General features: G+C 57.5%; 17 protein-coding genes. 10 read left to right on the forward strand and 7 right to left on the reverse strand.

Annotated elements, in window-relative coordinates; genetic code table 11:
- Nucleotides 1-124 precede the first annotated feature (124 nt).
- Nucleotides 125-2146 carry a beta-galactosidase gene (locus K933_RS16830; protein WP_049947996.1) on the reverse strand — a complete coding sequence of 674 codons (2022 nt, stop codon included), beginning with the start codon at nucleotides 2144-2146 and terminating at the stop codon, nucleotides 125-127.
- Between the two features lie 997 nt (nucleotides 2147-3143).
- Here K933_RS16830 and K933_RS16835 point away from each other — a divergent pair.
- Nucleotides 3144-3506, forward strand: a complete 363-nt coding sequence (locus K933_RS16835) for a hypothetical protein (RefSeq protein WP_023395962.1) — start codon at nucleotides 3144-3146, stop codon at nucleotides 3504-3506.
- 81 nt (nucleotides 3507-3587) lie between these two features.
- On the opposite strand, the gene K933_RS16840 is transcribed toward K933_RS16835, so the two are convergent.
- Nucleotides 3588-5837: a glycoside hydrolase family 3 N-terminal domain-containing protein gene (locus tag K933_RS16840; protein WP_235063463.1), complete on the reverse strand. Its 2250-nt coding sequence runs from the start codon at nucleotides 5835-5837 to the stop codon at nucleotides 3588-3590.
- A gap of 194 nt (nucleotides 5838-6031) precedes the next feature.
- Here K933_RS16840 and K933_RS16845 point away from each other — a divergent pair, with 194 nt between their 5' ends.
- Both K933_RS16845 and K933_RS16850 read left to right on the forward strand, forming a co-directional pair.
- Nucleotides 6032-7153 (forward strand): tyrosine-type recombinase/integrase, encoded by a 1122-nt coding sequence (locus tag K933_RS16845; protein WP_023395964.1) that lies wholly within the window; start codon nucleotides 6032-6034, stop codon nucleotides 7151-7153.
- Nucleotides 7154-7210: 57 nt separating this feature from the next.
- The gene (locus tag K933_RS16850) at nucleotides 7211-8212 is read left to right on the forward strand and encodes an LLM class flavin-dependent oxidoreductase (RefSeq protein WP_023395965.1); all 1002 of its coding nucleotides are present in this window, start codon (nucleotides 7211-7213) and stop codon (nucleotides 8210-8212) included.
- A 180-nt stretch (nucleotides 8213-8392) separates the two neighbouring features.
- Here the strand turns inward: K933_RS16850 and K933_RS17580 are convergent, their stop codons facing one another.
- Together K933_RS17580 and K933_RS16855 are read right to left on the reverse strand one after the other, a co-directional pair.
- Nucleotides 8393-8710, reverse strand: coding sequence for a hypothetical protein (locus K933_RS17580; protein ID WP_080509316.1), 318 nt, complete (start codon nucleotides 8708-8710; stop codon nucleotides 8393-8395).
- Between the two features lie 49 nt (nucleotides 8711-8759).
- Complete coding sequence (locus K933_RS16855; RefSeq protein WP_023395966.1) at nucleotides 8760-9308, reverse strand: hypothetical protein; 549 nt, start codon at nucleotides 9306-9308, stop codon at nucleotides 8760-8762.
- A gap of 121 nt (nucleotides 9309-9429) precedes the next feature.
- Between K933_RS16855 and K933_RS16860 the strand changes: the two genes are divergently transcribed.
- From K933_RS16860 to K933_RS18065, 4 genes are all read left to right on the forward strand, one after another.
- Complete coding sequence (locus tag K933_RS16860) at nucleotides 9430-9843, forward strand: helix-turn-helix transcriptional regulator (protein ID WP_023395967.1); 414 nt, start codon at nucleotides 9430-9432, stop codon at nucleotides 9841-9843.
- Nucleotides 9844-10646: 803 nt separating this feature from the next.
- The gene (locus tag K933_RS16865; protein ID WP_023395968.1) at nucleotides 10647-11882 is read left to right on the forward strand and encodes a Cdc6/Cdc18 family protein; all 1236 of its coding nucleotides are present in this window, start codon (nucleotides 10647-10649) and stop codon (nucleotides 11880-11882) included.
- Between the two features lie 292 nt (nucleotides 11883-12174).
- Complete coding sequence (locus K933_RS16870) at nucleotides 12175-12966, forward strand: ParA family protein (RefSeq protein WP_049947997.1); 792 nt, start codon at nucleotides 12175-12177, stop codon at nucleotides 12964-12966.
- Nucleotides 12966-13385, forward strand: a complete 420-nt coding sequence (locus K933_RS18065; protein ID WP_152529850.1) for a hypothetical protein — start codon at nucleotides 12966-12968, stop codon at nucleotides 13383-13385. The genes K933_RS16870 and K933_RS18065 overlap by 1 nt, the downstream gene beginning before the upstream one ends.
- Before the next feature lie 18 nt (nucleotides 13386-13403).
- Here the strand turns inward: K933_RS18065 and hepT are convergent, their stop codons facing one another.
- The 3 genes from hepT to K933_RS16885 all read right to left on the reverse strand — a co-directional run bounded on the left by hepT (nucleotide 13404) and on the right by K933_RS16885 (nucleotide 15380).
- Nucleotides 13404-13868: a type VII toxin-antitoxin system HepT family RNase toxin gene (gene hepT, locus K933_RS16875; protein ID WP_023395970.1), complete on the reverse strand. Its 465-nt coding sequence runs from the start codon at nucleotides 13866-13868 to the stop codon at nucleotides 13404-13406.
- A gap of 38 nt (nucleotides 13869-13906) precedes the next feature.
- On the reverse strand, nucleotides 13907-14344 hold the full coding sequence (mntA, locus tag K933_RS16880; protein WP_023395971.1) for a type VII toxin-antitoxin system MntA family adenylyltransferase antitoxin: 438 nt from the start codon (nucleotides 14342-14344) through the stop codon (nucleotides 13907-13909).
- A 211-nt stretch (nucleotides 14345-14555) separates the two neighbouring features.
- Nucleotides 14556-15380, reverse strand: coding sequence for a transcriptional regulator FilR1 domain-containing protein (locus tag K933_RS16885; protein WP_049947998.1), 825 nt, complete (start codon nucleotides 15378-15380; stop codon nucleotides 14556-14558).
- 639 nt (nucleotides 15381-16019) lie between these two features.
- Here K933_RS16885 and K933_RS16890 point away from each other — a divergent pair.
- From K933_RS16890 to K933_RS18070, 3 genes are all read left to right on the forward strand, one after another.
- Complete coding sequence (locus K933_RS16890) at nucleotides 16020-19238, forward strand: tubulin-like doman-containing protein (RefSeq protein WP_023395973.1); 3219 nt, start codon at nucleotides 16020-16022, stop codon at nucleotides 19236-19238.
- The gene (locus K933_RS16895) at nucleotides 19235-20680 is read left to right on the forward strand and encodes a hypothetical protein (RefSeq protein WP_023395974.1); all 1446 of its coding nucleotides are present in this window, start codon (nucleotides 19235-19237) and stop codon (nucleotides 20678-20680) included. The genes K933_RS16890 and K933_RS16895 overlap by 4 nt, the downstream gene beginning before the upstream one ends.
- An 82-nt stretch (nucleotides 20681-20762) precedes the next feature.
- Nucleotides 20763-21710, forward strand: coding sequence for a hypothetical protein (locus tag K933_RS18070; protein ID WP_152529851.1), 948 nt, complete (start codon nucleotides 20763-20765; stop codon nucleotides 21708-21710).
- Nucleotides 21711-21792: the final 82 nt, after the last annotated feature.

A 21792-nucleotide genomic window follows, 5' to 3' on the forward strand; every position in this document is an offset into this window, starting at 1 on the left:
TATCCCGATATAGGCTATTCGAACATTACAAAAGAGATATCTCTAACATAAGTCATGGCTATCAGTAATGCCTGAATCAGGCATCGACGCTGACGCTCGGTGAGTTGTCGGACAACTCAGGAGGTTAGACGCTCTGATTCACCTCGATCTCGTGTGGAGCCGCCCTCACGACGGAGAGGTCTCGTCCCTCGACGATCGGACCGCCGAGTACGATATCGGCGTCCGAGCTGATCTCGATGGGTTTGGAGCCGAAGTTAGTGACCCACGTGTACCCGTCGCGTTCGGTGAGTCGGACCAGATCCGGAAGTCGGTCGCCGAACTGCACGTCCGCGCGTTCGAGGAGGTCCGTCGTGATGGCGTCGGCGAGTTCGGGTTCCGGCCACACGCCCACGTAACCCACGTGGCCGTCTTCGTGGTCGTTCAGAACGACCGCCGGTTCGCCGGTGGCGACACCGGAGCTATGTCGACCGACGACAGTTGCGTCCTCAGCGGTGAGCCACTCAGCCCACGTCCGGTACTCGTACGTCTCCCCTCCGTACGTCGTTCGCATCTCGGAGCCCGGAGAGAGGCTCTCGTGTTGGACTATCCGGGCACCGAGCGCATCCGAGAGCGGACCCGGGGCGAGTTCGTCCCGGAGTTTGTGGTGTTCGTCTTTCATCGCCGAGCGGGCGGTTAACAACAACTCACCGCCGTCGGCTGCGTAGCCGGCCAGTCGCTCGGCGAGTTCCTCGTCAACGAGGTGGAGTGAAGGCGCGATGAGAGCCTCGTAGTCGGTCAGGTTCCTATCGGTCGGAACCAGGTCGACGGTCACACCGCGGGCCCGAAGCGCTCGGTAGTACGCCCGGAGGTGGCCCCAGTAGTCGTACTCGGGCGTGTGTAACTCGCTGTCGAACGCCCAGAGGCTCTCGTAGTCGACGAGCATTGCCACGTCCCCGGACGGTGCATCGAGGTCCGGGAGGTCGTCGAACTCCTCGGCGACCTGCCTCGCTTCGGGGAGCCCCCGGTCGGGAGATCCATCGTAGTTGTTCAGCGCACCCCAGTACTGCTCCTGGCCAAATCGGCAGCGCTGCCACCGGAAGTACGATACCGTGTCACACCCGTGTGCCGCCGCCTGGTGGCTCCAGAGTCGAACCATCCCGTCAGCGGGCTCCGGGGCGTACGGAAAGGCGCGAATGTCCCCGGACTGCGTCTCCATCGACCAGAAGGGACCGTCGCTCACGCCCCGGTAGAGTGCGTGATTCATCCCAACGACGTCCGGGTCGCCGACGCGAGCGAGTTCGGCCCCCCGCTCGGAGGATGGGTCCGGCGTGTCGGGGGCCTGCTGTGTGACGAGTGCCGGATAGCAGTCCCATGCGGCGAAGTCGAGGTCCTCGGTCACGTCGAAGGCGTCGATGGACGGGAAATCACCCATGAAGTTGTGAGTGAGGAACCACTCCTCGTTGGCCTGACGGAGCAGTTCCGTGTGGAGGCGATTGTACTCGGCGACGCTGTCGGAGGCGAATCGGTCGTAATCCAGGAGCCGCGAGGGATGGTGTTGTTCTTGTGCCGGAGTCGGACCCGGGAGGTCGATTTCAGCGAAGGAGGCGTACTCCTGGCTCCAAAAGGCATTACCCCACGACTCGTTGAGGTCGGCGATTGAGCCGTATTTCTCTTCGAGCCAGGACTGGAACGCCGACTGGCAGTCGTCACAGTAGCAGTGAGTCGTCTCGTGACAGCCGAACTCGTTGTCCGTCTGCCAGCCGACGACGTATTCGTTGTCGGCGAACCGCGACGCAACCGCCTCGATGATTCGGCGGCTCTCATCCCGGTAGGCGGGGGAGTTGAAGCAGTAGTGGCGACGGCTCCCGAACTCCTTCGGCGTGCCGTCGCGCGTCTCTTGGCGAATACTCGGATACTCGTCGACCAGCCACTTCGGCGGCGTCGCCGTCGGCGTGCACAGGACGACCTGCATACCGCGTTCTCCGATGAGTTCGACTGCCTCTTCGAGCCACTCGAAGTCGTACGTTCCGGGCTCAGGTTCGATCCTGTTCCACGCGAACTCCGCCATACGGACGTATTCGATGCCGGTCTCGGCCATCCGGTCGGCGTGCGCTTCCCACTGGTCGCGTGGCCAGTGTTCGGGAAAGTAGCATACTCCGGTGTGCATCGTCGCTCTAGCGACCGAATCGAGGGGATAAAAGCATTAGGAATACGCTCGGGTCCACGAGCCACCGGTATCGACTGCTCACAACAGCGTTCGAATTCGATACCACCTGCCGACCGACCAATCCCGACGGAGAGTGGTCCCTGACGGTCCTTTCATTCTGACGCCTCGTCGCAGCGGCTGAAAGCGAGATCGTGGAGTCCAACGGTCAGCCGTCTCACTCTTCGAGCGTGAGCGCTTCGACCAGTCGCTCGACGCTTCCGTCGGTTGCCGTCATCGACGTCATTCCCGGTCGAAAAACAACATAAAGCTGAGTTCCCCCGACGAGTATTACTAGTAATACCAGACGGCGCTGACCGGGTCATCCCGAAATAACTCGCCGAGCGAGGGTCAACTGGAGCGTCTCCGAGCGCAGCGGGGTAGTGACAGCACGATTGGCCTCGCCTCACGAGGGAGAGATGGTGACACACATCTTGTGTGGGCGTCTCCAGAGAGTCGGTGTACATCTACATTACAGACGTACCTCCGTAAAGTTCGAGCTACACAGTGCTACGCGTTCGGACGATAGCAATATGAGTAATACTAGTATTACTCCATCAATTCTCGGGTCGGGGACTCGGCGTGGACATTTGCGAACACCGTGTAGATCCGGATCTCACCCCGCTCGTGTCCGAATGCGGAGAGCCGAACAAGCCTATTTTTGTACGCAGTATTATCGACATATGACTAATTAATCCATCTGTTTTTCGATCCTTAGAAAATTACTCCTGTCATTAGTGTCTTATTGCACGTTATTAATTGTCCTAACCCATCGAATGTCATAACCTCCGTCTAATACCCAGATTAGATATAATACGCATCTATTGTCTACAGAGGGGTACTTTTCCCATAAGGTAAATACGCTTGGCCGGCAAGCCCTAGCAGAACAAATGGTCCTATCTTGCTTGGGTCAACGAGTACGAGACCAGCTCCCCCACCGACATTCGAACGGACGGGAGCCATGAGCGAAACCCCCAGCGGAGAGGAGAATGATGAAGCCACGAACGACTCTTCCAACTCGGAGACGGACGAGCCGCAGACGGCTGAGATCTGGGCGAACAAAGCACACAAGAGCAGTGACTTTCCGCCGGAGGTCGACGTCAAAGAGGAGTGGGACGGAATGACGGTATACCTCCCATCGTCCATTCGGAAGGAGCTCGATCTGACATACCAAGAGATGAGCCTCGATACTAAACGTAATCGTGAGATAGACATTACGAAACTTCGAGACTTCTATCCTCTCGTCATCATGCTGGGGCTGGAGCGAGTAGAAGAGGCGGACACCGATGAACTGCTCGCGTTGCTTATGGATCTCACCCGTTGATCACGCGCGGCGTAGCGGAATTGCTGCGGCGAGCACCGAGCCGGTCCGTCTACGCCCGGTGGATTCCGCCGATGGAGGCAGTCAATCGTCGATGTGAAAGCGCTTCGAGAGCTCCCCGACCGTAACTTCGAACTCTCCGGGCTCAACCACCGAGGATCCGTCCGGTCGGACGACGCCAAGTCGATGGGTCTCGACTGCGAGTTCGACTCGCTTCGTCTCGCCAGGGTCGAGCGACACCCGGTCGAACGCTATGAGTTCTTTGACGGGCGTGAGCCGCGAGCTCACGAGGTCCCGAGCGTAGACCTGCACTACCTCCTCGCCCCGGCGTTCGCTTCGGTTGGCGACGTCGACAGCCACATCAATGAGCCCCGACTCTTTCGCTCCGGAACTGTCGACCGAGAGCGACCGATACTCGAAGTCGCTGTAGCTCAGACCGTGGCCGAACTCGAACACTGGATCATACGACGAGGGGTGTTCGTCCGAACCGATCGGATACGGAGTGGGCAGCCTGTCGTGGGTCGAGGGGAGGTCGCCAACGGACTTCGGCATCGTAATCGGGAGCTTCCCCGATGGGTTCACCTCACCCGTGAGAATCTCAGCGAGCGCCCGCCCCCCAGCTAATCCCGGGAGATAACACATTATCACCCCGTCCGCTCGCTCAACCACGTCCGGGACCGCTACGGGCCGTCCAGAGACGAGCACGAGAACCGTCGGAACGCCCGTGTCGGTGACGGTCCGTAGCAGGCGACGCTGGGCCTCCGGGAGTCGGAGCCGGCTCCGAGTCGGGAATTCTCCGGTCGCACCTGTGATGTCGCGCGGTCCGAACTCGTGGACGTACCAGTTCTCGCCGAGTGCGACGACCGCAAGGTCGGCACGCTCGGCTCCGTGTCGAACTGGCCCGAGGTCCGTGACGTCCCGTATCGACGCCCCCTGTTCGAACCGGACGTCGACGCCGTCTGCCACCTCGGTGAGCCCGTCGACAAGTGTCGACCCGTACTCTTGGTCCAACTGTGCTACCGTCCACCCGCCACAGAGGTTGTCGACGGAGTTCGCGTTCGGGCCAGTGACGAACACTTCGTCGACGCTGTCGTCTATCGGCAGTACGTCCTCGTTCTTCAGGAGCGTCATCGAGTGGCGTGCACACTCGAGTGCAGCGTGTCGATGCTCGTCACGCCCGAGGACACGGCGTGCCCTGTCCGCGTCGACGAACGGGTGTTCGAACAGTCCCAGTCGGAACTTCACTTCGAGAACCCGTCTGACGCTCTCGTCGATTCGATCCTCGCTTATCTCCCCGTTTTCGACCGCTTCGAGCAAGTGCCCCGCATATGTGGGACCACCCACCGAGAAGACGTCGACCCCGGCATCGGCCGCCTGTCGGATAGCGTCCGATACCGTCGTCGCTGTCCGGTGGTCCTCGACGAGCATTCCGATTCCCAACCATGCCGAGTAGATCAGTCCCTGAAAGCCCAGATCGCCGCGAAGGAGCGTTGTCAGATACTGCTTCGAACTGTGACCCGGCTCCCCGTTGATCGCGCTGTTGGTGACCAACGCGGCCGAGACCCCCTCTTCGACAACGCGCCGGAACGGCGGGACAAACACCCGGTGTAACGTCGTCGGCGAGACATCCATGGGCGCAGCGTTCTCCCCCCGCACGGGAGAGCCATCGAGGAAGTGTTTCATCGTGGCGGCGACGGCCTCGGTCGGGTCGCCCGACCCGTCAGAGCCGTACTCCAGACCCGCTGCTTCGGCGGCTGCTAGCTCGCCGACCAGATGTGGCGACTCGCCGTACGTCTCGTACGTCCGTCCCCACCGAGGATCCCGAGCCACGTTGGTCATCGGCGCGTAGTTCTGTGTAGCCCCGGTCGCTCGCATCTCGGTCGCCGTGATACGAGCGGCCTGGTGTACGCGCTCGGGGTCCCACGTCGCCGCCATTCCGAGGTTGTGAGGGAATACGGTTCCTCCCTCGACGTTTGCGTGGCCGTGTAATGCGTCGATAGCGATGAGAAGGGGAATACCCAGCCGCGTCTCGTTGATAGCTGTCTTCTGTAGTCGATTGGCGATCCGAGCGACGACACCCACGTTGTTGTGCGACGAGATACCCGTCCCGAACGGGGTGGAGACGCCGATCTTGAATTCCCGAATGGCGTCTTGGATATCCTTGATGCTCTGTGTCCCACCTGGACTTGATGCGAGTCCCGAAAAGTTCCCCTCGTACATCCCGATCAACTGGCCGACCTTTTCGCCCAGTGTCATCCGCGAGAGGAGGTCATCGACCCGTTTGGCGAGGTCCACACTCGGATCCTTGTATGGTGGGTCGCCGTTCCGTGTCACGGCTGAGAATCCGAACGGGGCAACATAAACCCGTAGTGCTACCAAGCGACCGATCGCATTACTGTTATGAAGAGTTCACACCACAAGTACTCTCGAAAGATAGCGCTCCCGGTCTCATCAAGCGGTCGTAGGGGATTATCAACCATGTACACAGTGGATTTACGACGGCCAATACTGACGGTGAAGCACAGACGATGAATGAGACTGAAGACAACACTACACCGGAGATCTCAGTCGAGCGCGCCATCGAGCAGTATCTCGACAGCGTCGAGGCCGGCAATTCACGGAAGAACTTCCAGTCGGCGCTCGTACGATGGCGCAGTTGGCTCGAGGATGAGCACGGTGTGACCACACTCAACGACCTCGACGTTCTGGACTGTCGCCGATACGCTCGTCACCTCAAGCAACGCGCTCGCGACGGTGAGCTGAAAGCCGGCACTGCAACCACCTACTACGCGTACGTCCGTGCGTTTCTCTCCTTCTGTGTCGCAGACGAGTTCCTCGACACCAACCCCGCGAAGGCCAAGCGAGCGACCGACGAACTTCCCGAGGACCTCGGCGACGCCGACCGGCAGTTCTGGCGAGAAAATGAACGACGGGCGATCCTCCGGTTCGTCGACGATCGCGCCGACCGAGCGCTCGATGGAGAGGCCGACGTCGATCGCGAGCGCGCCTTCCGCGACCGCGCCGTCGTCTACCTCCTCGGCCTCTCCGGCGTTCGTGGGGCAGAAGTGTTCGCGGCGCCGGCCGACGACAAGCGGACCGGCATCACCTGGAGTGACGTTCAACTCGACGACGGCGCCATCCGTGTCCTCGGGAAGTCTCGTGAGTACGAGTACGCCCAGCTCCCCGAGCGGGCTGCGACGGCGCTCGAACGCTACAGGCGTCTCCTCGACCCGCCGACCGACGAGTGGCCGGTCTTCCCGAGCGCTCACGCCCCGTCGAAATACCGCGCCGTTCGCGAGCAGTTAGCAGAGCAAGATATGCCGGACGACGAAGTCGAGACGATACTCGATGACCAGGAGATCAACACCGTGGTTCGCGAGTACGAGGTTGTCCCGCCGGCACTGTCGACGAACGGCGCTCGAAACCTGATGAAGCGGCTGTGCGACGAGGCCGACGTTGACGTCGACGGCGAATATCTGAAGCCGCACGGCGCCCGTCGTGGTCTTGGGCACGAACTCTACGCCAATAGCCACGCCGAACTCGCTCAGTCAGCACTTCGACACGCCAGCATCGAGACAACCCACAAGTCCTACTCAGATATTCAGGCTGCAGAAACCGCCCAACAGGTAGACGAGTTGCTCGAAGACTGACTCGCCTCAGCGGAGTTTGGCGATTAGGCTTATCAGGAGCCGGCGGGTGGTTTTCGTATGGACGTTGGGATCGGACTATTGAGCGCGCAGCGTCGACCAGACGACGATCGTTCAGCAGCCGCCATCTACAACGAACTCCTCGAACTCGGAACGGAAGCGGATCGGCTTGGATTCGACAGCGTCTGGACGTCGGAACACCACTTCACCGACGACGAGTACCTCTCGGGAACGATGCCCACGCTCGGTGCGCTCGCCGGCCGAACCGACGACGTCGAGATCGGGTCGGCAGTCGCGCTCACGCCGCTGTACGATTCGGTTCGGCTCGCCGAGGACGCGGCGACGATCGACGCACTCTCGGACGGGCGACTCACACTCGGCCTCTCGATCGGCTATCTCGATAGCGAGTTCGACGCCTTCGGTGTCCCAAAGGACGAACGTGTCGAGCGGACCGAAGACGCGATCGAACTGCTCCAACACGCGTGGCAGCCCGGTCCGCTGAACTACGAGTCGGAGTTCCACCCGATCTCGCCGGAGACGACCGTCACGCCGACACCGGACACCCCGCCGCGGCTCATGATCGGCGGGCTCGCGAGACCAGCCGTTCGGCGTGCGGCTCGAATGGGTGACGGCTGGTGTGCGAACGAGACCCTCTCGATCGACGACATCAAAACACGACAGGACGACATCGAACACGTCCGTGCGGACGAGGGAATCGACGGGGAGTTCACGACGTACGTTATCCAGCACGGGTTCGTCGGCGACTCCTACGAGGAAGCGTGGGAGACGATCCGAGAGAGCTACCTCTACCAGCAGCGCAAGTACGTCGAGTGGGACGAGAGCCGATCGGTCGAGGATCTCCCAGACGACTGGGAACAGGAACTCGAAGACCGGGCGATCGTCGGCACCCCCGAAGACGTCCGCGAGGAACTTGCCGACTACCGTGACGCGCTTGGCGACGACACCCACTTCATCTTCCGGATGTATCATCCGGGGATCGGAACCGACACGATGACCGAGTGTCTCGAACGGGTGAGCGACGAGGTACTCCCGTACATCTGAGAACGAACACGGCGACTCGAGAGACCGGTCAAGCACCGTACGACCGCCGAGTGACGAGTCGCGAAGGCCACGCCGAACTCGCTCAGTCGGCACTCCGACACGCGAGTATCCTACTCGTACAGACAGACTGCAGAGACAGCTGAGTAAGTCGATGAGTTACGTGACGAGTGAGGGAGGTCGCTAACTCTGGTTGACGGGCGATTTGTATTTCGAGGTCACGGTGCCGTCGTCAGCCCGCCACTGCCAGTACCAGTACTCGTTGTCGTTGATCGTCTTCTTCGTCAGCGTCGCTTTCGCCGGGACGCCCTCGGGAAGTGGATCCCCCTGGACATCGAGAGCTTGACTCTGCTCTCCTTCGGGTCCGTCCGTATCCTCTGTTCGCCACTCGTGTCGTCGTTTCTCTTCCGCGCGCCGTTGAAGGAGTCGAGCCACATCGTCGAGCTGAGCGGCTGTCAACCCGTCTAGCCACTCATCGACAGCGTCAGGTATCTTGGTCATCGTTGGTTAACTGTCCCGTTGTTGGTTAACAGTAGCGGAGCTTACCCTACTACGGCAGTTCACCACTCACAGTAACCAGATCCTCTTCCGTCCGCCAGCGATACAGCCGTCCTTCTCGGTCGAAGAGATCGAACACTCCGTCTTGCATCCACCCGAACGGGTGGTCCTCGTCGTCGTACTGCCGTTTGAGGACGTGGCTCTTCGAGAAGTACTCGACAGTCCCGACGAGTAGTCCCTGTTCGACGAGGAAATCACTAGGATCTTTCTCTGCGACTCCGACGACGTAGGTGACGAGGTCGGCAACCAAGCAGAACTTCTGGATGCTGTTGTCCCACTCGCCTCGGATATCTACCATTCTGAACGCGTACGCGTCCGTCCGTCGGTTGAGTCGGTCGACGACGAGATTCAGCCGGCGGATCGGCTCTCGGTCGTAGTTGCCGAGCACGAAGTACGAGCGGTCGTTCTCGTAGATCGGCTCGAGTTCACTCAAGGCGTGGAGGATCTCCTCGTTGTCCGCAAGCGAGATCTCTTCCTGGTCGAGTTGCTCCTTCGCGCTCGTCAGGATCTCACCTGGAACGGGGGACTCCTCGTCAACCATATCCTCATCTCTCACCGGCACGGCTTGTGGTTTACTATGTAAATTACTTCGTCGACTACCGTCGTTCTGAGTAATTTACTCTAGGGTAAACTACTTGGTGAGCGGTAACGTAGAGAGTCGTATGAGTACCGGCTTGGAGGCATCCGATGGAGGGGACGCCCGCGAACTCGTCCACTTCGTCACACAACAGACGCGGTTCACGCTCATCGCGAACATCCTCCAGCACCCCGACCAACTCCCGTCGATGTACGAGCTCGAACAGCTCAATCCTGCCGTCAGCGAGGCCACCGTCTACAAGCACATCCAGAAGCTGATCGACGCTGGCATCGTGAGCGAGGTGACGCTTCCAGAGGGCGAGCGCCGCCAAGGCTACCCTTGGAAGTTCTATCGACTGACCGACGAGGGACGTACGTTCTTAGAGGATCACAATCTCCTCGCGGCCGAAGAGACGCTCCAGCGGATCTACGAGACGATCGACGACAAGCCCGAAAAGATGCTCAAGTACGAAACTGCACCACGACCAGAGGACGTCTGAGACTAGTCCATCCATCCTCTGGCCAATCTGCTGTCGTGTCTCTATGTATGTGGGATCACGTTATTCTCTTCCATTATCTCGCTTAGTAGCCGCCAATTCATCCATCCCAATTATTGATGGGGACGGGTATTCATCTTCTCGTTGGTTAATCACTCCCCTCGTTGGTTAACGAGCTGGAGGACGAAAGATTCACTTGGGAACTCGTTCGTCGCTATTCCCCTTAGAGTGCCAGTAGCGGTCGACCTACTCGAGTGGAGCGAACAGACACACCGAATTTCCTGAGAGTGGTGTGCTCTGCACTGGCCCTATCTGAGAGTTGTTGTACTCGCTGAGTGATCCAGCTTCCGACGGTGGCTTCCGAGCCAGGTTCACTGAAGAAAGGCACGTATCGGCCGATGGCTCCGGTGATCTCCCAGTTTCCCGGTTCCTGGGACACACCGAATTTCCCGAGAGTGGATGGCGAGACTAGGTCAACACACACACCGAATTTCCTGAGAGTCATCGTGTGGAGCCGCCCCACCGCTACGCGCGACTAGTTCTGTTCTCACTATACATCCTAGCAATTAATATTACTCTCTGCGGTACGGGTACTGTTGTAGGAGCTAGGGTTTAGTCTTTTCTCCGGCTAGAAGGGTCACGTCCTCCCGACAGCCGGGTGTCTCACGTGGAACTCTCGGGAAATTCGGTGTGTGTGAGGGGGCGTGTTTTAACCGACACACCGAATTTCCTGAGAGACCGAGGAAGCCGAGGAAGCTCAGGAAGCGAGGGGATTTAAGATACTGCTCTCTAATGGTTTCGACAACATGGGGCTGGAACCGTTCTCGGCTGACGACCCGATCTTCTCTCACGAGTCAGTCCTTCGTGACACCTACACCCCTGACGACCTCGTCGAACGAGACCGCGAACTCCAAGAGTACCAGAACGCGCTCAAGCCCGTGATCAAGGGGGAGGACCCGAAGAACATCTTTCTCTACGGGCAGACTGGGGTCGGGAAGTCCATCGCGACCGAAATGATCCTTGACCGATTGGATCAGGATCAACAGCAGTACGACTATCTCGACATCAAGTCGTTGAATATTCTCTGTAAGGGCCTCAACTCCAGCTACCAGGTCTCAGTCAAACTCGTGAACGAGTTCCGCCCGCCGGGCGAGAAGATTCCGCCAACGGGCTACAGTCCCGACGCAGTACTCGAGATGCTCTGGACTCATCTCACGGAACTCGATGCCACTCACGTTCTCATCGTCCTCGACGAAATCGACAGCATCGGCGGGAACGACGATATTCTCTACCAACTCCCACGCGCGAACAGCAACGGGAACGTCCCACCAGAGGAGACGAAGATTGGCGTCATCGGCATCAGCAACGACTTCACCTTCCGAGACAATCTCGATGCTCGCGTCAAAGACAGCCTCGCAGAGGAGGAGATCCACTTTCCGCCGTACGATGCACCACAGCTCGAGAACATCCTCCGACAACGTGCGAAGAAAGCATTCGAGGACGACGTACTCAGCAACGACGTCATTCCACTCACGGCCGCCTTCAGTGGCCAGGAGAGCGGCTCCGCTCGACAGGCGTTGAAACTGCTCTACAAGGCTGGTGATCTCGCACGTAGTCGAGATGAGACGACGGTGGTAGAAGACCACGTCAGGGAGGCCGAACCACTTGTCGAGGCCGGGAAGGTCGAGGATGAACTCGCTTCACTACCGACACAGTCGCACTTGACATTGCACGCCGTTCTTCGTCTCAGTGAGGAGGACGAACTCCCCGTCAAGTCGAACGTCATCTACCAACAATACCAACAGGCTGCCGAGGCGATCGACGCTGACGTGAAGACCGATCGCACGATTCGCGACCGGCTCTCACAGCTCTCGTTGAAGGGATTCCTCGACGTGGACGAGCGGAACAAGGGCTCACAGGGAGGTTCGTACTACCTCTACGACCTAGATATCCGGGAAGACGTGGTCCGCGATATCTTGGAGGACGACGACCGGATGGCCCCGCTCTATGGATCAGAGACCCGTACACTAGGCTCGTTTTGAGGAGTAATCCTGCCAGTTGACGACTCTATCACTTACAGAGTGAGGTAATCTCCTACGTAGGATAATCGTCTGTATAGGAGGTATCGGAGATGGAGGAACTATAGGAGACGTAGGAAACAGAAAATACACTTCGTTTTCTGCCTTTGGACTCTTTCCTCTGTTTCCGGCTGACGCACTCTACCGCTCTTATTCGAGATAGTAGCTAATCACGGGCTGTTTCCTTTATATCCTACGCTTCCTACGATTCCTACGTCGCCTATCTATATGTATCTCCTATATCTCCTATGCGACGATGACAGTTACCATCGCCGTCAGCTGCCAGATGGGGGGTAGTGGGAAGACAACGACCTCGATCAATCTCGCCGGGGCACTCGGGATCGAGAACCGGGGTCACGACGTACTACTCGTGGACATGGACCCACAAGGTGCGGCGACCGAAGGCACTGGATTCGAGGACCGATATCGAGCCGACGTTCCGTCACTCTACGAGGTTCTCACCGACATCGACCGAGAGGACGAGATCAACGACCTCATCCAATCCCACCAAGAGATGGACGTAATCCCCGCTCACGAGCAGCTGTTCGGGCTCGAACAGGAGATCCAAAACCTACCGAAGACGGAGGAACGACTAGAGGGGGCGCTGGACGCTATCACACACGACTACGACTACATCGTCATCGACACTCCACCCCATCTCGGCCCGATCGCGAACAACAGCCTGGTGGCTGCGGGGAACCTAGTCGTACCAGTGAATCCGGTTCGGCGGTCGATCAGAGCTCTCGAAACGCTATTCGAGCAGGTGCGAATCATCGAGAAGCACTACCGGGATATCGAGCGGCTTGGGCTGGTAGTGAACGATGTCCAGTACCCGACGGACAACGATACCGAGTACATGCTCGACTGGTTCGACGACTTCGCGGACAGGATCCCGATCTACCACGTTCGTAATCGGGTAGCTCTGAAGCGCGCTTGGAACTCGGGTGTATCCATTTTCGCACACGAGGAGGAGTGCGATATGGAAGCCGTGTACGACGAACTCGCAGGTGACATTGAGACCAGAGTCCAAGAGGAGGTGAGTGCGTAATGAGCGATGGTGATGACGAACGAAAGTCGGCACTAGAAGGGCTGATCGGACCAGGCGAATCGGAGGAGCCGGAGGAATCAGCGGAGACAGAGGAACCATCTCCTACAGAGGAAACGCAAGACGGCGATGACAACGAAGATGTATCGTCTACGAGCAACACGTCTCCTACAGAGGAGACAAAGGAGACACAAGAGACCAAGGAAACAGAGGAAACGCGGCTTGTAGAGGAGACGCATGACTTGCACATGTACCTCCCGGAGAGCAGGTATCGCGAGCTGATGTCGATGTACAAACGCCTCGACGGAGAGTACTACGCCGAGACCGGAGAAGAACTCGAAAAGAACCGACAGTACTTCGACGCTGTCGTTGCGACTGCATTAGAACACGATGACGAGATACGAGAGCGACTCGGGCTGTAGTGATAGAAAGGGCCGCTCTTACTCTTCAGACATCCCCGAGAGATAGACTTCGACTGCTTCCACGAAGTCTACGTATCGGTCGAGACTCGTCTGGAGCGCATCGTATACGAGATCGTCGTTGACGATCGGACCGTACGAGTGAGACAGCACGTCGCGGAATCCAGTCGCTTCTCGTAATCGCTCGGCCACATCCGCCGAGATGATTCCCTCGTTCTCCGGTTCTCTGATCTTCTCTTTCCGACGGTCGGGTGCAGCATCACGCTCCTGTTTGCAGATCTCTTCGACGATATCGAGTGTCGCTTCGGCCAGCTTCTCGAACTTCCGCTTGACTGCGTTCCGCAGGTCGTAGTTCTCGGCGGCGGTGTACTCGGAGCGACTTAGCTGTTGATCGTCACGAAGCCGCGCGACGTTCTGCTCGATATCCTCGACGGCATCCGCGATTCGATTCGCCCGATCGGGCGGTATCCCACTACCGGGAGCCATTGCTACTCCAGAGACGACGGGAGGCCACCTGAGCCATCCTACTGTCCCTCACGAAGCCGATTCGCGGCAGCCGCAACCCGTTCGTGTGCGTCAGCGACCGTCGACGCTTCGCCAGCCAGATCACGCTCCAGTCGCTCTCGCTGGGCGTCGGAGCCGACGAGTACTACCCCGTGGTCGAACGCCGCTCGCGCGAACGCAGGTGACATTGAGTGGATATCGACGACATCGACGGACCGAGAGACTGCATCGTCGACGGCGGCCGTGAGTTCGAGGTACACCTGACTGTAGCCGTCGTCGGTGGGACGAAGCGACTCGAACTCGACGGCGAGGTCGAGGGCACTCGTGTCGCTCAGCGTTTCGCGACCGGCCGACCCGAAGAGCATGGCGAACGAGACGGGATGCTCGGCGAGGACACGCTCCAACTGCTCACGAACGGCGTCATCGAGGCGTGTTTCAGGTCGTTCGTCGCGGCTCATACTCGATAGTACATCGATGTGAGCAAAAATAGCTTTGTGAGTGTCGACCGACCGTCAGAACCTCACTATGAATCATTCATAATTCAGAACTACGGTAGCGAAGTTTCTTTTCTCGATCGAGTCGGTCCCAGTTCAGTAACTCCAGACTGTCACCCACTTTCTCACTACCCAACGACGACGTCTATTTTGGTGATATGGAGATACCATCCGCTCAGGAAAGAGTGATTTCCGAGGTCGACGACGACATTGTGAGTTCTGCCTGACGCTTGTACGTCTCGAAAACACCGGTTGCCCACTCGTATACCTCACTCTGGGTAGTTTCGATGAGGGCTCGCGGTTGTTCGCCATCGGCAGCGATGATCTGCACGTAGTCGTCAAGGACTCCGACGGACAGCGGAAGTTCGGTGGATGCCTGGTAGACGTCGAACCGCCCTGTGGCGACCATCCCCTCGAAAAGCGTCGTGTACTCTTCGTTGGTCTGAATAGTCTCCATGACGCTTGGTGCAACGACGAGTTCACACGCTCCCTCACGATCGACGATCGATTCGTGTGCGACTTCCGTCGCGTGAAGGCCGGTATACGGCAGGAGGAAATGACCTTCGTCTAACTCTCGAATCCGTTCAACGTGATGGTTGATGACGGCGTAAGGGTTACCGGGTTCGGCAATAACGACTGTTGCGTCGTCGAGAAGTCCATAGTCGAAGTCCAGTGCATCCTCGTCCACCCACCGAAGGAACGGGTTGAGCCGGATCCACTGTTCGGCAGTACTCGTGAACTCCTCGAAGCTCTCCATGATACCCGCCCCGAGTGGGGTGAGTTGGTAGCCTCCGTCGCTGTGCTCAACGAGGTCGACCGCCTGTAACTCCCGAATACCACGATCGACCGTCGACCGGGAACACTCGAGTTCTGCAACGAGGGTTCGCTTGTCTCTCGACCCCTCTGAGAGAAAGGACAGGAACGACGTCCGCTGGACGACGATATTAATTAGTTCCTCAGTCGTGTCATCTAGTTGTATGGTTGGCCGATAGGAAACCAACGTAATAGTATTTTCGACGACAGTTAGAGATATCTCGGAGAAAATTCAAGCTGCAAAGAAAGAGAACCACTTCCCCAAATGATTTCTATCACGAATCGTCCGTTGAGCAACCAAGCGTCCCATGGGGTAATACTCCCCGAGAACACCAGTGATGTATGGAGTGGAAGCGCGGACAGATCCAGTTCGAGAGTTGGTGAACCGATGGCGATCTGTCCATACTGTCACGAGGATATTCGACCAGTACGCGATCCTACTGCAGTACCGCGAGGAACCGGAAAGGCGATCTCGGGAAGCACGTGGGTCTGTCCCGAGTGTGAACGAATTCTCTCCATCAGTGAACTTGACTTCTGTGGGTGAGCCCCTCTTCAACTCTCTACGGCGTATATACAACATAATTCGTAGAGAGTTGCACAATCGTGTGGGATTAGACACATTTTTATACTATAATTCATCGGCTGCCGACTTCGTCAACCAGTAACGTGAATGAAGAAATTCCCATGCGCAAAAGCATGGGAATCAGACTGGCTGATGGCGCCGAGATACTCTCGCCATCGAATAGTTCTCACGTTGAACCTACCGGTCTGCGGTTTCCTGTGGTGTCGGCAACCCGGAAGCGCTAACGGACGATCAAACTAAATCATGAATCTTCCAGATCAGATCTTCACCATTGGTGGCGCGGGCAAAGACATCGGTATCGAACTACTTGAGTCGGAGTGGCTTCTCAGAGATATCCTCAAGCCTCGCCCAGAGCCCGAATCGATCACGGTCACGATCATCGACACGTCCTCGGAAGAGAAAAACTCTGACTTGGAACGGATTCGCCAGATCCGGAGCAAGCGGGACAAACTGAAAGCGGAGCTTCGCGATACCTCTCAGGGACGGGTCGGAGACGTCGACATTCGGTACAAACTGGTCACGGAAAACATCATGCTCAACAGCCGGATCGACCTGACCGGTGACGATGTCGTTCCTCGCATCACTTCCGGAAACGGAATGCGGAGAGGGGACTGGTGGTTGGAAGACAGCCACATCGAAGAGAACCTCAACTTCGCGAAAGGTGCTGTTAGAAAGCGAGGGTTGGGGAAAGCGATGTTCTACAAAGCGTACGCCGAAGACGACGAGTTGGCGACGATGATCGACATCCCAAGCAAGGGAGAGGTTGCGGTCATTGCTGGCCTAGGTGGAGGGACCGGATCAGGAGTTTTCGGTGACGTAGCACATGAACTCGCGGAGAAAATGCCGACAGCGGATATTACTCTCTTCGGAGTGTTGCCGAATCACACAGAAGGACTCAGAGAGAATGCGAACGCGTTCGCAGCACTCTCAGAACTAGAACGGCTCAGCCTCGAGGGCGAGGAAATCTTCAAAGACCGGATCGTGATGCCGATCGATCCAACCGGCTTCGATGGAAAGCGCGGTAATCGGGTCGAATCTGACCAGCTATTGGAGGAGTTTGACGAAGCAGCAGTCTATCTCATCGCTGCCTATTACAACAACCAAGGGATGGAGGACGTGTTCGAAGGGTCTCCTCAGTTTGCTCCGTTCACGATCGGGATCCCACAGGTACTCCGGTACAACGTTGAGGCGATCCAACAAGCCCGAGCCGACTTTCAGGAGATCCTCGATCAAAAGTCGAAGGCACTCGAAGCGGAGAGCGACATCTACGAAGAAGTAGAGTTGTTTCTTGAGCGGCACTACGACCTGAATGAGACTGGGCTTCGGGGTGAAGAGGAAACTGACGTCCAAGACCGATTAGCAGTCATAGAGTCGCTTCTCACATACGACCTCTTCGACGAACTAGACTACGAATCAGTTGAGATTTTTCGGGAAGTACTCAACGATGCCAAATCAGAAACCGAAGACGTCGAGGATCAAATTGAGATCATCAGTGGATCACTCCGAGCCGGTGTTGCTACCCCACGGGGAGATACGAACTACGCCGACAACGTTGACGCCCACCTCGCAGAAATCCTGAAGCAGGACCTCGCGTCGCTCGCACGTCGAAAACAGCTTCTTGACTGGAAAAGCGCAATCGGGAATAACCGAATTCGGCGTACTGTGGAGCATCTCGTTGGTGCAGAGGAGGGAGGAACGAGTGCCGGTGGGACGATCCGACGGCTCGAAGCCGATCTCGAAGACGCTGAGGAGAGACGCGAGAGAACGAGCGAGGAACTGCAATCGACGACGCATGAACTTGAGCAACTACGCGATGAGCAAGCCGAGCAGATCGAGTCGGAGGTTACCCGGTGGCATCACGATATCGAAGCGGAGCTTGAACAACTCCAGGCAATCGATGTCGCACGGGTTGAACAGCAGCTCGCACAACTCGAAACTGCTCTTTCGGGGTTCATGGGCGAAGTCACCAACGCAGAATCGAAAGAGGAGGTCAGCAACATCAGCAGCAGTGAGATCACCGATCACCTCGACGAAATCGAGCGAATGGTCGAGCGGTTCGGTCTCCGTATCGACGAAGAAAAACAGGATATCAATCGCTCACTCTCCGAACTCAAGAACGCTCGTGAGGCGTTTCTCACTCTCAATCAAGAGGAGAGCACGATTGAGAGGATCACACCCTGGAAGTCGACGACCGAAGAAACACGACAGGATGCCAATAAGACATACCGGATGGCTTCGAACCGGCTCGACGACGCTGGCGTCTTTACCGTCGGTCCGCCAAGCGACACGTTCACCGCCGAACTTGAGTTCAGCGTCGCCCCAATCGTCAGAGACGTCGACGAACAGCGTCAAGAGCTACAACAAGCGATCGTCGGCGGTCTCCGTGAGAAACTTGATGATTCCCCGTCCGAACAGAATCTCGATGACCTTCGGCGAGAGTTAACGAGTTCCGAGATCGATGTAGAAGCTTGCTCTGCAATTGTCCGCCAGATGTTCGAACGCGAACTCGAGGGCACCGACGATCTCGAAAGTCGACGAGTGACGCTTCAAGAACGTCTCGAGACAGTCGACGAAGAGATCGATCTCTATGAGGCGACAATCGATCTGTTCGAGGCGGTCAGCAATCGTCGTCGGACTCTAGAAGAGTATGAAACGTCGTTCCACAAACAGCTCGACGAATTTGGCGATGAAACAGGTGGGTCGGTCGCTTCGGGATCCGATGACTACGTGTTCGTCAAGAGCATCCAGCCAGAACAGGTATTTCAGGCGACTGGGAGCGAGACGCTCGCTGAAACGGGCTTGTTGACCGGAGCCGGAGAGCGACACCGTGTCCGCGATGCGCTTGAGGAGTTGGCGAACAACACGCTTGACCGGAAATACACGGGGTTGCAGCGCCGTAAATTGAGTCAGAATGGGCGGCGATACGAGGGGATGCGAGTCCGCGTGGCGGTCATGAGCCAAGCGATTGATCAAATCAAGGGAGACGACATCAACCTCAAGTCGACGTACCGCGAGGCGTTCGATCTCGAAGGAAGCCCGACGCGGCAACGATACAGTGCGTGGAATCCGGAGCTGGGCAACGACTGGGATATCGGATTAGGGGTGTTCATCGATGGGGTCTTCCTCGATAATATCCGAAAGGTAGTTCAGGCAGATGGATACGCAGCTGGGTATGCAGAGTGGGCCAATGCGCAGGATGTTGATATCCGGATTCACCACAGTCTCTGGCTCGATAAGGGTCGGTACGTCTACCGGAACGGAACGCTGAACGTCGAAGCGGCAGAGAACGTCGAATTCTTCCTCCAAGACGAAAGCAGCGTCGTCAACCAACTCCTTGAAGAGTACTCGGATACCGTCGTCTTCGGTGTCGATGCGGTCGACGAGAGTGCGGACCCTGCTGCCGATAAGAGAGGAGACCGCACAGCCGAGCCAGCGGCTGAAACAGAGGAGGAAGGCAAATGAGCGGTCCGGTTAGGTTCGTGATGCGGAATCGAGAGAAGTTCCTGCTCGTCGGCTATGCGATTGCAATCCTCATTTTCGCGAGCCTACTTTCACCGATGCTTGGGCAAGCATGGCAGCGAGCCGAGCTAACTCGTGCGCTGTTTCAAACCCGTCTGTTGATCGGTCTCTCGCTGGAGATTATTGCGGTCGTCTTAGTGAGTCTGTTCTTCGGCCTGCTGGGTCTGATGATCCTCGATACGAAAAAGCGGTTTCAGGGTGTGTTGCTGTTTGTCGGTAGTATCGTCGGACTTCTTGCTCTGTCGTCGATGGGACTACTGCTTCCAAACATTGACCTCTTCGGGAACATACAGTGGGTCGCCGCTGGACTCGTGGTCGGTGGCGTAGTTGGCGGTGGTCGTTCAATTCTCGACGTCAATTCGAACGGTCCCCGTGAGTTTCGTTCCGCATCTCGAGCAGTCTATTTCTTGCTCAGTGCGCTAATGGTGGTCGGATTCCTCGAATACCACCTCGAGTATCCCTTCCCACTCGAGATCGCGCGTAATGAGGTCGTGATGGAGCCGGTTGCTTCCGAATTCGCCGTCGTCGGGGAGAGCAGTGAACTCCTGATGAACGCGGTACTCGTGGGCGCGTTCATCGTGACGACGAAGCGGTTCGTCCAGTACGACGCAGAGCGGGACTTCTTCGTGTTGGGGCCAACTGGATCGGGGAAGAGTCTCTTCTTGGTCGGGGCGTATCTAGAAGCACTCGAGCGCTTCACCCAAGATGACTCGGAGACGCCACTGAACCCGAGTCAGGATCTGATCAATCTCGTCGGTGCTTTAGATCGGCAAGGTGACGGCTGGTTCGTCGAGGCAACGCGTGCACAGGAACTGGAGGACCTGCACTTTCAGTACGTCCACGGAAACGTCTTCCCGAAGAACGTCGAAGTGTCGAGTCTCGACTACGCTGGCGAGTGGCTTGAGGACATTCCGGATATCATCATGGGGACGGAAGATGCGGACGACCCGCCGAACACACTCAAACGCGTCGCTGACAACGTCCGTCAAGCGGATACACTGATCCTCCTGATCGACTCGAATCGCTGGCTCGACGATGAACCACTTGAGATCGAACCGTATTTCGATATCGTGCAGGCCACCGAAGAGAAGAACGTCATCCTCATCGCGACGAAAGCCGACGTGCTGGCCGAACAGTTCCGCTCCGAGCGTGGGCTCGATGCTCAGCAGTACTTCCCCGACTTCAAAGAGTACGTCAACGAACAGCTAGGGACAAATCAGACCGTCCAGTCGCTCCTTGCACAGGCGGGAAGCGCATCAGAAATCCACCCTGTCTACTATCAGACAACGGTCGATGATAGTGGCGAGCGCGTACCAATGCGTGCGAATGGCACTGTTACGACCGTCGGATTCGACGAACTACTCGACATGGTCGGGGAGAACTAACATGGCGACAATTACGATCTTCGACTCACGGGGCCATCAGCTCGCCGACCCACATGGGGAACGTGACGAAGACATTCGGCGCATGAACCAGTACGGGGTCGTCTGTGAGCTCTACCACGGACAGGTGCCTAGGCTGACGACGTACTTCCGCGCTCGTGAGTCCGACTCCGGCCGGCTCGAACAGTATTATGCACGCTATCAACCTGACCGTAGCGATCGATCTCCGGCTGATTTCCCTAGTGGTCATACTAGAGATAGCGTCCCAACCAGCAACTCAGCTGACGATCTGTTCTTAGACCGGTTCCCATCCGGATTTGCGGCTCAGATAGTCCGGCATGCGGAATCAGAGCATGGCTTGTCGGTCGCTGATTCGACTACTAACGAGAACTTCTTGGGAACCTTACTGGAGATTGGCGGATCACCGAATCAAGGTAGTTCTGCTGACGAACGGCAACGAGCACGGGAGCTGCTCGCTGACGGAGAGCGGCTCCACTTCGCGACCGAGTCGTACGAGACAGCACTTGGCCTCATTTCGAGTCTCTTAACAGCGCAAGCGGATCTTACCGCCGCGATCACCGAGGACACCAGTACACTCGATGGCGGGATGTCGGCGTACGATTGCGTGGTTGAGCCGGGAGGGGAGGAAGGCTTAGAGTCACTCGGCGATACGAAGGGGAAAATGATACCTCCCGAGCCAACCAGGAACGAAGGAACCGGCTTGGGGAACGATATATTATCGTCAGCTCAAGGTGAAACAAGTGACGGACATGCGGACATTGCGCGTATTGCTCCGTACCTCGCGGGCGCCTTGGTCGTCGGTGTCGCTATTGGTATCTTGATCGGGATGGCGCTCGCAAGTGGCCTTGATAGTGGAAATTTGATCGCCCTCCCAGATATGCCCCATATTCTGGACATCAGTCAGTTGCCCTCTTTCATCTCAGAAAACGGAACAGAGGCTTCCGGAACGCCGGCTCCGACGTCTCACCCGAATACCACAGCAGGAACAACTACGAATAAATCAACACTCTAGCCTCGGACCCTAGATTCCGCTACTAGGTTAATGATGAATAATCGAACGGTAAGAGACGTTTGTACCGGGTTCTGATATCTGC

Origin of the sequence: Candidatus Halobonum tyrrellensis G22 (genome assembly GCF_000495475.1) — an archaeon.
In the GTDB taxonomy this organism is placed as follows: Archaea; Halobacteriota; Halobacteria; order Halobacteriales; family Haloferacaceae; genus Halobonum; species Halobonum tyrrellense.

What these genes read in the sequence shown, in the direction of transcription:
- K933_RS16830 (WP_049947996.1), bottom strand. Translation starts at nt 2,146, where the DNA reads ATGCACACCGGAGTATGCTACTTTCCCGAACACTGGCCACGCGACCAG.
- K933_RS16835 (WP_023395962.1), top strand. Translation starts at nt 3,144, where the DNA reads ATGAGCGAAACCCCCAGCGGAGAGGAGAATGATGAAGCCACGAACGAC.
- K933_RS16845 (WP_023395964.1), top strand. Translation starts at nt 6,032, where the DNA reads ATGAATGAGACTGAAGACAACACTACACCGGAGATCTCAGTCGAGCGC.
- K933_RS16850 (WP_023395965.1), top strand. Translation starts at nt 7,211, where the DNA reads ATGGACGTTGGGATCGGACTATTGAGCGCGCAGCGTCGACCAGACGAC.
- K933_RS17580 (WP_080509316.1), bottom strand. Translation starts at nt 8,710, where the DNA reads ATGACCAAGATACCTGACGCTGTCGATGAGTGGCTAGACGGGTTGACA.
- K933_RS16855 (WP_023395966.1), bottom strand. Translation starts at nt 9,308, where the DNA reads ATGGTTGACGAGGAGTCCCCCGTTCCAGGTGAGATCCTGACGAGCGCG.
- K933_RS16860 (WP_023395967.1), top strand. Translation starts at nt 9,430, where the DNA reads ATGAGTACCGGCTTGGAGGCATCCGATGGAGGGGACGCCCGCGAACTC.
- K933_RS16865 (WP_023395968.1), top strand. Translation starts at nt 10,647, where the DNA reads ATGGGGCTGGAACCGTTCTCGGCTGACGACCCGATCTTCTCTCACGAG.
- K933_RS16870 (WP_049947997.1), top strand. Translation starts at nt 12,175, where the DNA reads ATGACAGTTACCATCGCCGTCAGCTGCCAGATGGGGGGTAGTGGGAAG.
- K933_RS18065 (WP_152529850.1), top strand. Translation starts at nt 12,966, where the DNA reads ATGAGCGATGGTGATGACGAACGAAAGTCGGCACTAGAAGGGCTGATC.
- hepT (WP_023395970.1), bottom strand. Translation starts at nt 13,868, where the DNA reads ATGGCTCCCGGTAGTGGGATACCGCCCGATCGGGCGAATCGAATCGCG.
- mntA (WP_023395971.1), bottom strand. Translation starts at nt 14,344, where the DNA reads ATGAGCCGCGACGAACGACCTGAAACACGCCTCGATGACGCCGTTCGT.
- K933_RS16890 (WP_023395973.1), top strand. Translation starts at nt 16,020, where the DNA reads ATGAATCTTCCAGATCAGATCTTCACCATTGGTGGCGCGGGCAAAGAC.
- K933_RS16895 (WP_023395974.1), top strand. Translation starts at nt 19,235, where the DNA reads ATGAGCGGTCCGGTTAGGTTCGTGATGCGGAATCGAGAGAAGTTCCTG.
- K933_RS18070 (WP_152529851.1), top strand. Translation starts at nt 20,763, where the DNA reads ATGAACCAGTACGGGGTCGTCTGTGAGCTCTACCACGGACAGGTGCCT.